This window comes from Gulosibacter macacae (assembly GCF_003865375.1).
Taxonomy (GTDB): domain Bacteria; phylum Actinomycetota; class Actinomycetes; order Actinomycetales; family Microbacteriaceae; genus Gulosibacter; species Gulosibacter macacae.
Genome location: NZ_RQVS01000028.1, coordinates 1 through 13,263, shown reverse-complemented (window position 1 = coordinate 13,263; position 13,263 = coordinate 1). Strand labels below are relative to the sequence as shown.

11 protein-coding genes are annotated in these 13,263 nt (G+C 63.5%); 6 read left to right on the top strand and 5 right to left on the bottom strand.

Annotated elements, in window-relative coordinates; translation table 11 throughout:
* The 3 genes from EG850_RS13030 to EG850_RS13020 form a co-directional block, all read left to right on the top strand.
* On the top strand, positions 1-1,048 hold a 1,048-nt coding region (locus tag EG850_RS13030; protein WP_214609566.1), incomplete at its 5' end, for a S8/S53 family peptidase.
* 34 nt (positions 1,049-1,082) lie between these two features.
* On the top strand, positions 1,083-1,331 hold the full coding sequence (locus EG850_RS13025) for a hypothetical protein (protein ID WP_124974192.1): 249 nt from the start codon (positions 1,083-1,085) through the stop codon (positions 1,329-1,331).
* 72 nt (positions 1,332-1,403) lie between these two features.
* Positions 1,404-2,756 (top strand): ISL3 family transposase, encoded by a 1,353-nt coding sequence (locus tag EG850_RS13020; protein ID WP_214609565.1) that lies wholly within the window; start codon positions 1,404-1,406, stop codon positions 2,754-2,756.
* A 24-nt stretch (positions 2,757-2,780) separates the two neighbouring features.
* On the opposite strand, the gene EG850_RS13015 is transcribed toward EG850_RS13020, so the two are convergent.
* From EG850_RS13015 to EG850_RS13005, 3 genes are all read right to left on the bottom strand, one after another.
* Complete coding sequence (locus EG850_RS13015; RefSeq protein ID WP_185715084.1) at positions 2,781-3,284, bottom strand: DUF4853 domain-containing protein; 504 nt, start codon at positions 3,282-3,284, stop codon at positions 2,781-2,783.
* A gap of 80 nt (positions 3,285-3,364) precedes the next feature.
* Positions 3,365-5,026 (bottom strand): alpha/beta hydrolase, encoded by a 1,662-nt coding sequence (locus tag EG850_RS13010; protein ID WP_124974182.1) that lies wholly within the window; start codon positions 5,024-5,026, stop codon positions 3,365-3,367.
* 3 nt (positions 5,027-5,029) lie between these two features.
* A complete protein-coding gene (locus tag EG850_RS13005; RefSeq protein ID WP_124974179.1) occupies positions 5,030-5,344 on the bottom strand; it encodes a hypothetical protein in 315 nt (104 codons plus the stop codon).
* A gap of 583 nt (positions 5,345-5,927) precedes the next feature.
* Between EG850_RS13005 and EG850_RS13000 the strand changes: the two genes are divergently transcribed.
* Complete coding sequence (locus tag EG850_RS13000) at positions 5,928-6,245, top strand: WXG100 family type VII secretion target (RefSeq protein ID WP_124974176.1); 318 nt, start codon at positions 5,928-5,930, stop codon at positions 6,243-6,245.
* 34 nt (positions 6,246-6,279) lie between these two features.
* A complete protein-coding gene (locus EG850_RS12995) occupies positions 6,280-6,570 on the top strand; it encodes a WXG100 family type VII secretion target (RefSeq protein WP_124974173.1) in 291 nt (96 codons plus the stop codon).
* A gap of 70 nt (positions 6,571-6,640) precedes the next feature.
* Here the strand turns inward: EG850_RS12995 and EG850_RS13715 are convergent, their stop codons facing one another.
* Both EG850_RS13715 and EG850_RS12985 read right to left on the bottom strand, forming a co-directional pair.
* A complete protein-coding gene (locus EG850_RS13715) occupies positions 6,641-7,501 on the bottom strand; it encodes an FHA domain-containing protein (RefSeq protein WP_124974170.1) in 861 nt (286 codons plus the stop codon).
* Between the two features lie 29 nt (positions 7,502-7,530).
* Positions 7,531-8,853 (bottom strand): hypothetical protein, encoded by a 1,323-nt coding sequence (locus EG850_RS12985; RefSeq protein ID WP_124974167.1) that lies wholly within the window; start codon positions 8,851-8,853, stop codon positions 7,531-7,533.
* 87 nt (positions 8,854-8,940) lie between these two features.
* On the opposite strand from EG850_RS12985, the gene eccCa reads away from it, so the two are divergent.
* Complete coding sequence (eccCa, locus tag EG850_RS12980) at positions 8,941-12,963, top strand: type VII secretion protein EccCa (protein WP_124974164.1); 4,023 nt, start codon at positions 8,941-8,943, stop codon at positions 12,961-12,963.
* Positions 12,964-13,263 lie beyond the last annotated feature (300 nt).

Here is a 13,263-nt window from a genome sequence, read left to right as displayed (position 1 = left end):
CTGGAATCAGCGTGTCCAAGATCAGGGGTCAAGGCCCGAAGGCGTGGTCGGCGCTGGTGATGGCGTCCCTATGGGAGTTGGTATTGTGACGGCGGTTGGTCCGGGCGGTGCGACAACGGATTGGGCCGCGCGTGGTCCTCAGGTGTCGGTGGCTGCTGCGGGTGATCAGATTCCGGTGCGGAATCCAGATACTGGTGCGATTGAGCTGCGGTACGGAACGAGCTACGCGTCGCCGATTGCGGCCGGGACGTTGGCGTTGGGGATGCAGGCGTGGCCGGAAGCGACGACGCATCAATTGACGCAATCGATGGTGCATAACACGCGTGGTGGGAATCCCGGGCTTGCGCACAATGAGGTGACTGGTCTTGGGATCATTGATCCGTTGGCGCTGGTCGCGGTGGATCCGTCGCAGTATCCGGATGAGCCAGCGTTTACGCAGAATCGTAGTAATCCGGATTGGGGTGGAGTTAGGGCACTGCTTGATGGTTTTGCGTCGAACGAGCAGCTGAGTAATTCTCCGCATTATGAACAGCACGCCGGTATGAATCCCGCATCGATTTTGTGGTTGCCGCCGGGGATGGAAGATCTGGTTGGGTCGGCGCCGAATGCGGATTATTGGGAGACGGCGGGTGTTTCGCCTGGCCCGAGTGCGGGTGTGTCGCCGTTGCCGTCGACTGATGCTGCTGCCGCGGATGTGCCGGCTGGGTTGATTTTGGTGGGGCTGGCTGGTGTGCCGGTGGTGTTGGTTGGTGTGGTGGTTGCGCTGGTGGTGGTGGCGCGGCGTCGTGGCCGGTCGAAGGTAGTGGCGACTGGTGGTCCGCCGGTCCCGCCGGGGTCGCCGGTTCCGCATGGCTATCCACATCCGGGTGGGGTGCCTCCGCAGCCGGATGGGTTCCAGCAGTATCCGTATCCGCAACAACCAACGCCGCAGCCGCAGGTTCCGCCGCATGCTGGTGCGGGTCCGGTGCCGCCAGGTTCGGGGCCGTGGCCGCCGCAGCATCCTGGTCCGGGGCCGCAGTCTGGTCCGCCTCAAGGCCCGCAGGCATAGTCATGGTGCGTTTGCGACGGCGGCGAGCGTTGGCTTGCCGAAAGCCGTTCGTTCGACGATTTCAATCGTTGGTTTGTCGTTGTTGGTGGCTGGTGATCCGGTTGGTTGGTATATCGGTGAGTACGGCTATGACCAGTTGCATGCGCACGGCATTGATGGCGCCGGTCTGACGATCGCGATTGCGGAGCACGCGTCCGATCCGATCACCTCAGCAGATCGCAACCGCAAATGGGCTCTTCTGACTTCAGGTGGGGTTTGGGCGACGCGCCGGTTCGTGTCGTGATGGTGTGAGGCGGGTCGAGGCCCCGAGGATCGGTAGCGACCAAGCCAACCGTTCTTCGGGAGTCCTCGACCCGTGTCCGACCCTACGGGGTGCGCGGCAGCGTGCCCATCTTCTGCTGTCTACTGTGATCGTTGCGACGTGCTCGTCGGCCTTGGTGGGCTTCGCGTCACCGCTGTGGAGCGGCGTGACGAGGGTGCGCTCGTCATAGACGTCGAGTCGCCGCCGGGCCCTGCCGGGTGTCCGAGGTGTGGGCAGGTGGCCGAGTCGAGAGGGCGCAAGCAGCTCACGTTGGTCGACGCGCCGATGGGGGCGAGCCCGGTATGTATCCGGTGGCGCAAGCGCCGGTTCCGGTGCGCCGACGCCATGTGCGAGCAGAAGTCGTTCACCGAGCAGGACGCGGCGGTCGCCGCCCCGAGGGCGCAGCTCACGGCACGGGCCATCTCGTGGGCGGTCGGGCAGATGCGGCGGGAGAACGCCTCGGTGCAGGGCATCGCCCGCCAACTCGGGGTGTCGTGGAAGACGGTGTGGCGGCACGTCAAGCCGGTGCTGGAGCGTCGCGCGGCCGATGAGTCCCGTTTCCAAGGAGTCACGACGCTCGGGGTCGACGAGCACCTCTGGCATCATGTCTCCACCCGGCCCGTCGAAGACGGCGGACGCGGCCCGAAGGAACTGACCGGCATGGTCGATCTGACCCGCGATGCGAGCGGGCGCGTGCGAGCCAGGCTCCTGGATCTCGTGCCGGGACGGTCGGCGAAGGCCTACGCAGACTGGCTGCAACAGCGTGGCGGAGCGTTCCGAAATCAGGTGCAGATCGCGACGCTGGACCCGTTCGCCGGATACAAGAAGGCCCTCGATGACGAGCTCGACGACGCCACCGCGGTGCTGGACGCGTTCCACGTCGTCAAGCTCGGCACGCAGGCCGTGGACGAGGTCCGCCGCCGTGTTCAACAGAACACTCTCCAGCATCGCGGGCGCAAGGGCGACCCGCTCTACGGGATCCGCAACATCCTCCGCGCCGGGAGGGAGCACCTCACCGACCGGCAGACCCAGCGACTCGCCGCCGCGTTCGCGGTCAGAGAAGAACACGTCGAGGTCGAAGTCGCCTGGCAGGCCGCGCAGCAACTCCGCGCCGCCTACCAGCACGCTGACCTCGCCGCCGGACGCACGATCGCCGAGCACGTCCTCGACTCGTTCCCGTCCTGCCCGATCCCCGAGATCGCCAGACTCGGTCGCACCCCCACCCAGTGGCGCGATGCGTTCCTGGCCTACTGGACCACCGAGCGGTCATCCAACGGCGGCACCGAGGCCGTGAACGGACTCATCGAGCTGGCCCGACGCGTCGCCCGCGGCTTCACCAACTACGACAACTACCGACTCAGAATGCTCCTGGTCGCCGGCGGCCTCGACCCCACCACCCCCACCTGAAGTCCGAAGAGCCCGTTATCCAGATTAATTCGGCCGAGTAAAACCAGGTTCATATGGATAGTTTGCCGCAAGCTCAGCTCTAAAATCATTCACATCCGCATTGAGAATTCGACAACCCGATTCACTGCCAATTCCGATATGACTCCCGGGTGCGTGAATCACGGAAACAGCTCCGCCGTTCTCTTTGTCAAACCAATACAGGTCAGTCTTGCCATTCTCTCGTTCGGTGACACGCGGCCCAGAAAACCCCAGCGGCAAAAACCGTTCATTGCCAAGTGAAATCAACGTCTCCAACGGCACGAGTTCACCCAAGGCTGCGCGTGCACGAATCAAATAGCCATCGTCCCCGCACATTGTCGCGGGAAACCTCGGCACCTCGCGCTCACCGACTCGAAGCTCCCCGGCACCCGCCGCCGAGACGGACCGCTGAAAGTCGTCAATCACCGGCAAAACCCGTTCAGCGTAAGAATCCAACGTCTCCCGCTGTGAAATTGGCGCATCCCCATCGAGTCTAAATTCTTCAAACACATTTCCACCCCCAAAAGAACTACATCCCGTCAAACAAAGCAACATCACGCACAGCCATGCTACTAGGTTCCTATTTCGCATCACTTGCCTCCAATAATTACGTCGGCAAGGTCGAGAGCAAATCCACTAGCTCCATCTTGGCCATTCACATCTATGTATGACGAGTGATTTCCGAAGAGCAGATCGGCCGATGTGTTTTCTCCCGCGTAGGTCTCATTGGACAAGTGTTCAACACCATGAAGCTTCATGGGATTTACCCCAAAAGTATGATCGGGCCCCATTCCTTGAACGCTGTCGCGTGAATCAACTCCGGAAACATAGGCACCGCCGGAGTCCAGATTGAATTCGCGGACGTCCTGGACGCCCGAACCGGGCGAACCGAACATGACTATGTTGTCCACTACTCCGATATTCACCTCCGCTGCCATCATGCCCGAAGTTGTCGATCCATAAGAATGGGCAAAGACAGTTTGATATGGATCGCCTGTACGGAGCCCAGTCGTCCGCGACGCCTGCATTCCTTCCACAAAGCCGTTGAGCAGATCTGCCCCTTCAACTGCCGATGCAGTCGAGGCAACTTCGGTAATGTTGGGTGCGTCATAGCCCATCCAGACGACCGTTGCGACATCGCTTGATCTCACGTTTCCTGCGCGAATTGAGATGTCACGAACACTGTCCGCAAAGTCAACATATCCACCGAGGCTGTCTCGAACCGTGGTGTTCATTCCAGGAACAAAAGTTGCGACACTTGTTGCCCGGTCAACGTCGCCGAGACCGATCGCCGCCCGAGTATGCTCACCCGATGTTGTATCGAGCAATAGGAGTTGTGCCTCGGGCCAGTTCTTGAGCGTCTCGTTGACCTGTTCGAGATCTCGCAGCCGCAAGAGAGCCAACTCGTACCTCTCCAGAAGCTCTTGCCCGCTCACCCGCTCGTCCCAAGTGTCGGAATTCGCGAGATGAGCATCATGCGCGACAAGAGCCGCGTCTACCTCGGCTTGAGCATCTTCAATCAGGGCATCGAGGCGATTCCGGTTGGCCGCATCCCTTGAGGCCGCATCGATGCCATCGAGGTTTGCAACGGCATCCGGGTCGAACTGAATGATCTGGTCCTTCTCATCACGTGAAAGTGCCCGCCACCATGCTGCGACTTCCGTCGCCGACCAGTCAGGGTCAGGCCGATCCGGAAGGCCTTGTGAGAATGCATCCGCCCCCTCACTACCAGCGAGCCGATCCAACGCCCCCAAACGAGCGCCATATTCATCTGCAATGAGTCTCGCTTTGTCGAGTGCAACCTGAATCGCGTCAACAAGTGCCAAGCGAGCAATTTCGTAGTCTGTCGCCACCTGCCCAGCACCGTCGGTCATGCTGTCATCAAAGATTTCCTGACTCTTCCAAGCGGCCATTGACAATGAACCAGTGCTGCTAATGATAATCCCTTCGATCTCAGCGAAGGTCACGCACTCGTGCACGCGGGTCTCGACATCCCACACACCATCCTTCGCCTCGGCCGAAGCCAACATGAGCTCAGAGAACTGCGCCACCAAGTCATCAGCAACCCGAGACTCATCACTCAACGACGCGCGCACCGCATCCGCAGTCAACCCCTGCGCCTGCAACACACGCACCTCAGTTGCAAGCTCATCCGCAACGCGCTCGAGAATCAGTCGCCGGTCATGCGCCGACTGAATCGGTGCCTCCAACAACTCGCTTCGCCATTCCAGAATGTCCGCCCACGCAACCATCCGTCACACCACCCATCCACCATGAGCACCCAAACTGAAGGCGTTCGCGCCAGCCACATCCCGCTCATGGAGCGCTTGTTCGGCAACCACCGCTTCGAGCGAAAACTCAGCGAGGCGACGCGCCAAACCACTCACCCGCAAATCGAGGCCACTCCCGGCAGTCGACATGCTCGTCGCGATCGAGGTGCCCGGCATTGCGGCCGACGCCGTCGCCAGCACCTCCTCGACACCATCAGCACTCGATGCGTCTGCCGCGATGTCATCAAGATGCCCGGCAAGCGTAATGAACTCACCCTCCGTGAGATCCAAATCAGCCACCACGCCACCTCCCGCTTGCTCCGAATATTTACCAACGGTAACCAGCCAGCACCCGAAACGGACGGCTTGCACGGGATTATCGTTCGCGAGGGTGAGGGCCAATATTCAAACACACGCTCGTCATCCCAAAGGATGACTACCGCTCCTAAAGCCGAACGACCTCAGTCACACGCACCACCGCAGCACCCTCTGGATGGGTCGGCGGCTGGTGCCAATTGCCGCCATTTGGATGCGGCGCGTTCAGATGCGGCGCTGAGGAACTCGACTGAGGCGACCACGCAGGCGCACTCGCCATCGCTGACCGGGCAGGGTGAACCGTCCCGGGTCATGTGCCGCTTCTATGCGGTTTGCGGCTCTCGGTCGAGGGCCGCGTAGTAGGTAGAGCCCGTTGATCGTCTCAGGCAGCAACCCCAAATCCGCTCCCGCGTAGTCACGCTACGCATACAACTTGGGGATGACACGGCTCAAGATCCGTCACGGATGCCATTCTCTGGTTCGACGCATACCGTCGATTCCGCTCCATATACTCACCAATGAACCGACCGACAAGCTCACAAACGTGACCAACTAGACGAGGTGACTCATGGCCGTAAATGCCGAAGATGGTGCCATTCTCCGCGGTGCCGATATTGTTCGCGACTCCCGCAGCGATCTGACCAGCCACATTGACACGCTCCGCAACGACATCGAGTCGATTCCGCGCAGCGGCATGGACGGCCGCATGGCCATCAAGTTCCAAGAGCTCATGCTCCAGTGGAACCAGGACGCCGACCGCCTCATCAGCGCCCTCGACAACTTCGAAGACGACCTGCGCGGCACCCAGCAGGCATTCGACGCCACCGATGAAGAGCGCGCAGCATCGCTCAACATCGAGACCTCGAACGTGAACTTCACGTACTAAGCCACATCGCCAAGAAGGATAACGAGAACACATCATGACTGACATTCGCGTTGATTACGGCGTTGTCGCAGCCGCACGCAACAACATTTCGTCCGGTTCGAACAAGATCTCCACGACCATGGACAACATGGAAAACGACCTCCGTCCGCTGGTTGAGCAGTGGACCGGTGAAGCATCGTCGGCCTACCACACCTCGAAGAGCAACTGGGATTCGGCACTGCGCGACATGAACAACGTGCTCGTCCAGATCCAGGGCCTCCTCGGTGACAGCGCACAGGACTTCAGCTCGACCGACCGCTCGGGCGCAAACCGCTTCGGCGGCTAACATCACCAAGCTTCAGGGCGCCGGGATGCACTGCATCCCGGCGCCCTTGTTTTCCCGCGGCTACGGCGGTCTAGTTAAGCCGAAGCTCGAAGCGCCCGAGCAGGATGCTGTCGCCAGGCGCCAACTGCACCGCTTGTTGCGCCGTGAGCGCTAGGTCTTGCCCTGCCCGCCGCAACCTCGTGCCGTTGGCGGAACCCAAATCGACGACCTGCACGCTGGCCTCGGTCGCAGTGATGCGGAAGTGTGAGCGCGAAATTGACTTCATCGGGTCATCGAGCACCACGGCAATCTCGCCGTCATCGGCGCGAGGATTGCGGCCAACGATGAGAGCGGCGCCTTTGAGCGGAACCACCTCGCCGGTCGAAAGTACCAGGGTCGTCGGGAGTATCGGTGCAGGTGCAGGTGCAGGTGCAGGTGCAGGTGCAGGTGCAGGCGCAGGTGCAGGCATAGGAATTGGAATTGGTGCCACCATCGGGGTCGGCTGACTATTCCGCGCCACGAGTGGCATTTGCGGCGAAGGCTGCGGCGAAGGCTGCGGCGAAGGCTGGGGCGGAAGCGGCGCTGACTGCGGCGCCTGAGGCGGTACCCACTGCGCTGCGGCTTGCGGCGCCGCAGCAGACGCAAACGCCCGATCCTGCACGGCCTGACCAAGTGCATCCGGCGTAGCGGTTGCCTCGTGGGCAACTCGAGCGGCCTCGCTCGACGGTCGATGGATGAGGAGCGACCCCGGGGTGCCGCCGGTGATACGCCACACGAACAGCGCCACGATCACATACTGGGCGCCGACAATCCCTGCGAGCAACCACGAGTTGCTCAGCCACCAGGTCAATGTCACGATCGCGGCGGTGACCACGAAGTCAATGGCGAGACCACCCACAGAGGTGTGCCGACGCGCTTTCGCCGCGCCCGCTGCATCCTGTTGAAAACTCACCTGCACCCCTCCATTGCGATCACGAGCACCTACGACCACGAGCGCACAGCGCTAAAAAAGCCTGCCGCAACGAGCAACGCCGGCAGCGCGAGCGCGAGCGAGATTCGCTCAGCGACATCGGCCAAGCGGGTGAGCAACGGCGCATACATCGTGCGTTGCGCCCAAACGCCGAACCCAATGAGCGTCGCGGCACCGGCCACAATGGCCGCGAACCACCACCAGGTCGCGCCGAACGGGGCGGCCAGCGCGAGTACCGCGATGAGCACGACCACGACCATGCGCGGCGCCCAACGCGCGAACGATGAGTGGGCCCCGCGCGGCTGTAACGAGAACTGCAATACCGCAAGGCCAAGGAGGGCAAGCGCACCCCAGCTTTCGAGCGTTCCCGCGGCGAGCATCCCCGACACTGCACCCGCGCTCGTGAGCACACCCAGGCAGGCAAGCGCAATGAACGACGAGTGCAGGGCGACCCCGAGGCGCATGGTGTGGCGCACGCGCCGCGGAGTGACCGGCGCCGGTTCGGTGACCTCGGGCGTGTGCACTGACAGCGCCGTATTGAGCACCATCGGCAGGTGGAGTAGCTGCGACTCGGGCACGCGCACGGCGTTCGTCGGCGCGAATCCAAGCAACGCAATCGACGCAGTGAGCACGAGCGGCGCAGCAATCTCAGGAGCGAGGCGGGAGAAACTCACGATCGAGATGGTGAGGGCGGGGAGCAACCACGCAATTGCCGCCACCTCAACGAATTCGTCGCGCACGAGCACGCGGGCCAACATTGCGACGGCGAGGCCCGACCATGTGAACACGAGCGCATATGACCACGGTGCAATGAGGTCAGGATGCGGCACCACCGCCGCTACGGCCGCCGCGGCAACTGCGGGCGCGAGCAGGAGCTGCCAGCGCGGACGATTCGCGGGTGGCGCGAGCAACCGCACCGCTGCCGCCGCGAGTATGACGGCGAGGAGCATCCGCACCCACAGACCAAACGCGGGCAGAAGTGCCACGATCGGGCTCAGCGCCACGAGCACGCCGAGCGCCGTCACCGCGGCAGTAGGGAAGGCGGCGCGCTCAGCGCGAATCTGTGTGGCGGCGCGGGCTTCTTCGTTCGCGCTCGCGCCGATGACGACCACGGCACCCGGGCCGAGTGACTTGCCGAACGCTTCTCGTGCATCCAGGTGTCGACCGAGCTCATCGGTCACCGGCACCCGGTCGATGCTCGTGCCAAACGCCGACACGACGCCGGAAACCGTCGTGCCCAGCGGCACCGCGACATCGAAGCGCTCATCGCCGCGCACCACCGTCGCCACGGTATGCGTCGTCGGCATCCCGGCACCTCCCGGTTCGGCGGTCATGTCAAGCGATAGTCTAGGCCGGACATTCTGACCTGCCGAAGCGGCTGCCGAGTGCGGCGCTTGCAACATCCACGGGGGAGATTAGCCGTGCCGACTCCGCGATCTGGCCACGTCGACGCGCCAAAACTGCCCCGAGGCACGATCGCGATTCAACCGCCGCCCGATGTCGTCGAAAGCCAGGGGCCCGCGAACATCATCATGATGATCGTGCCCATGTTCGGCTCGATGGGCATCATGATCTTCATGGCGATGTCGAACACCTCGAATCCCAGGATGCTCTTGCTCGCTGGATTCATGGTCGTCGCGATGATTTCGATGGTCGGTTTCACGACCTATCGCCAGATCTCGCAGCACCGGCAGAAAGTGAATACGCAGCGACGCGAATATTTGGCCTACTTGGCTGGCCTGCGCGAAGACGTTCGCCGCGGCGAGCAGGATCAGCGCGCGGTGGCGAATTGGCAGCTGCCGATGGCCGAAGCACTGCCGATGCTCGTGCAGCAGGGGGAGCGATTGTGGGAACGGGATGGTGGCAATCCACTTTCGTTCAGCACGAAGATCGGGGTGTCGGATCAGCCGCTCGTGCTCGATCTGCAAGAGCCCGAGCTCGCGCCGCTCGCCGATTCCGACCCGGTATGCCTCTCGGCGGTGACTCGCTTTGTGTCGACCTATCGCATGGTCGATGATCTACCGGTCGGCATCAGCATCGGCGACTACGCGAACATCGAAATCACCGGCAATCGCGAGGCGGGGCGTGAACTTGCCCGCGGCATGGTGATGACGCTCGCAACGCTCGTCAACCCAGATGAATTCAATGTCGCGATCGTGCGCACTGACGATATCGCCGATGAGTGGGACTGGGTGAAGTGGCTGCCGCATGCCCGCTCGACCGAACGCGATGCGATCGGACCGATGCGCATGATTGGCGGCACCGTCGCTGAGGTCACGGGGCTCTTGCCCGCGGGGATGCTCGGACGCCCGGCTTTCCGAGCCCGCAGCGCCGGTGCGGCGTTGCCGCAATTGCTGTTGATCGTGGATGGGGTGCCGCTGAGCCCGGCGGAGCGCGCGAAGTTCGCGGTCGAGGGCGTGTGCGTGGTGGAGTTGCTCGAGGAGTGGGGCCGCCTCGAGTCGTACTCGACGCTGCGGCTGGCGCTCACACCGCGCTCGGATGGGACCTCGCAGCTCGAGATCGCGACGCTGTCAGATGGCGCCACGGTGGTGACGGCTGCCGGCATGTCACGCGAACTGGCGCTGGCGACTGCGCGCAGGCTCGCACGTCACGGTGTGGATGAGGGCGGCGTAGCTGAGGTGGAACGGCCTCGACGCGGGGGCTCTGACCCGACCCGCACCTCTGACCTCCTCGAGTTGCTCGGCCTTGGTGATGCGCGCGACTTTGACCCGCGCGTCGACATCACCCGACGCGAGGGGCGTGCGCGCCTCAACGTTCCCTTTGGCGTCAGCCCCGAGGGTGTGCCGGTCAACCTCGACATTAAAGAGAACGCGCAGCAGGGTATGGGCCCGCACGGCCTGCTCATCGGCGCGACCGGATCGGGTAAGTCTGAGGTGCTGCGCACGATGGTGCTCGCGATGGCCGCGACCCACTCACCCGAGCAACTCAACTTCGTGCTTGTTGACTTTAAGGGTGGCGCGACGTTCGCGGGCATGTCGGAGCTCCCGCATGTGTCGGCGACGATCACGAACCTCGAGAATGAGCTGCAGCTCGTCGACCGCATGGAAGAGGCCCTGCACGGTGAAATGGTGCGCCGTCAAGAGCTCTTGCGCGCCGCCGGTAACTTCGCCAACGTCGGTGACTACGAGGCGGCCCGGCGCGCGGGCGCCCACAACTCCCCGCCAATGCCAGCACTATTCGTCATCATTGACGAGTTCTCAGAGCTGCTCACCGCGAAGCCCGGCTTCATCGACACCTTTGTTGCGATCGGTCGTCTTGGCCGCTCGCTCGAGATTCACCTGCTGCTGTCAACGCAGAAGCTCGAAGAGTCGAAGTTGCGCGGGCTTGAGTCGCACCTGTCGTACCGCGTGGGTCTGCGCACCTTCTCGCAGCAAGACTCGCGCGCGGTGCTCGGTACTCCGGATGCATTCCATCTACCGGCCGTGCCCGGAGTCGGCTTCCTCAAGACCGCGGGCGACGAGATGACGCAATTCCGTGCATCCTACGTGGCGGCCCCGCCGAAACCGCGACGGTCGACTGCGGCCGCGACCGCACCCGGCGCGAAACCGGTCGCTGCCCGCATCCTGCCCTTCTCGGCGCGGCCAGTGCTGAGTCGTGAGCCGGTGGCGATTGACGAGCCGGTCGTTGACGATTCGCCGGTGGTGAAGGCTGGCGATGAGCGGTGGGATGGAATGACCGTCGCCGACATCATGGTCACGAAGCTCTTGCCGCTCGAGCCGCGGGCGCACCAGGTGTGGCTTGATCCGCTCGAGGTGCCGTCGACGCTTGATGAGCTCTACGGCGACCTCACGATTTCTCGTGAGCACGGACTGCACTCGCCTTCGGGCCGCGCAGCCGGGCGCCTGGCTGTGCCGATAGGTGTGAAAGACCTGCCGCGCGAGCAACGGCGTGAGCACCACGTGATCGACCTGTCTGGTGGCGGCGGCCACGTCGCGATCTACGGTGCTTCGCAGACGGGCAAGTCGACGGCGCTGCGCACGCTCGTGCTCGCGCTCGCACTCGTGAACACCCCTCGCGAGGCGCAGTTCTACATCCTCGACTTTGGTGGTGGCACCTTTGCCGGGTTCGAAGGCGGCGCGCATATCGCCGGTGTGGCCGGACGCGACCGGCCCGACAAGGTGGCGCGCATGATCGCCGAGATCACCGGCATCATGCAGCAACGCGAAGCGTACTTCCGGGCGAACGGCATTGATTCGATGGTGACCTATCGCCAGGGGCGCGTTGAGGGACGCTTCGACGATGGCTACGGCGAGGTGTTCCTCGTCATTGACGGCTGGCAGAACATGAAGGCCGACATCGTCGACCTCGACCGCACCATTATGGATCTCACCGGGCGCGCGCTCGCGGTCGGTGTGCACCTGCTCGTGTCGTCGAACCGGCAGGCTGATCTGCGCCAGGCGATGCAGGGTGCGTTCGGCACGATTGTCGAGCTGCGACTGGGCGAGCACCGCGACTCGGCGATCAACGGCAAGGCGGCCGCGCGGGTGCCCGAAGGGAAGCCCGGTCACGGTATTGCCGCATCCGAACATCAGATGCTGGTGGGGTTGCCGCGCATTGACGGCTCGGGGGATGCGACCACGGTCGCGGCTGGTGTCGCGCACGCGTGGCAGTCGATTGCGGGCGCGTGGTCGGGGGAGTCGGGGCCGAAGTTGCGGCTGTTGCCCGAGATGCTGCCGCTTGCCGAGGTGCGCGCCCTCGCCCCGGCGGCGCCGGTGCCGCTTTTGGGGATCGACGAGGCGCGGCTCGCGCCCGTGCCGTTCGACCTCGCCGCCGACGGACATATGTATGTGTTTGGCGACACGCAGAAGGGCAAGACGAACACGCTGCGCGTCATCATCGACGAGGTGATGCGCACGAAGCAGCCGCGCGAGGCGCAGTTCTTCCTCGTCGACTTCCGTCGCTCGATGTTGCAAGAGGTGCCGGATGTGCATCTCGCCGGGTACTACACGACGCACGAAGTGGCGACTGCCGCGATGAAGGAGATTGCGGGACTGCTCTTGCAGCGCATTCCGGGCCCCGAAGTGACGCCGCAGCAACTGCGCGATCGTTCGTGGTGGCAGGGGCCGGAGTTCTACATCGTGGTCGATGACTACGACCTCGTGCACACCTCGAAGGGCAATCCGCTCGCGCCGATCGTTGAGCTGCTACCGCAGTGGCGCGATCTCGGTCTGCATGTGATCGTGGCGCGACGCTCGGGTGGCGCGGGGCGTGCTCTTTACGATCCACTCATTCGAGGGCTCGCGGATGTGGGCGCGCCCGCGCTGCTCTTGCCCGGTGACCCGGAAGAGGGTGCGATCGTGTCGCGCGTGAAGATGCAGTTTGGGCCAGCAGGTCGCGCGCAGCTCGTCTCGCGCGCCGATGGCCGCCGCATCGTGCAGATCGCGCACACCGAGGCGCTGCCCGGGGATGCGCCGGCGGGTTGAGCGCAGTCGCGTGCACAACAACGAGCGAAAAGCGTGAGTGGGAGCCCCGACGGGCTCCCACTTGGCGTTTTCGCTCCCATTTGTTGAGACTTGCCCTCGGTCTTGCTCCCACTCGCGCTTTTCGCTCCCAGTTGGCAGGGCCTCCCTGAGTTTCTTGCGCCCACTTGGTGTTGTGGCTCGCAGTTGTAGGGGTTTCGCGACCCGCGTGCGCTCAGGTGTGAGCGCTTGCGCCGAACCTGACCCTTCCCGCCGAACCTGGCTCTTGATTTGAGCCTTCCCGCCAAACCTGGGTGATCTACG

Bases quoted from the DNA above. Each gene is read 5' to 3' on its own strand.
- EG850_RS13010 (WP_124974182.1), bottom strand. From the start codon at position 5,026: ATGGTTGCGTGGGCGGACATTCTGGAATGGCGAAGCGAGTTGTTGGAG.
- EG850_RS12995 (WP_124974173.1), top strand. From the start codon at position 6,280: ATGACTGACATTCGCGTTGATTACGGCGTTGTCGCAGCCGCACGCAAC.
- EG850_RS13000 (WP_124974176.1), top strand. From the start codon at position 5,928: ATGGCCGTAAATGCCGAAGATGGTGCCATTCTCCGCGGTGCCGATATT.
- EG850_RS12985 (WP_124974167.1), bottom strand. From the start codon at position 8,853: ATGACCGCCGAACCGGGAGGTGCCGGGATGCCGACGACGCATACCGTG.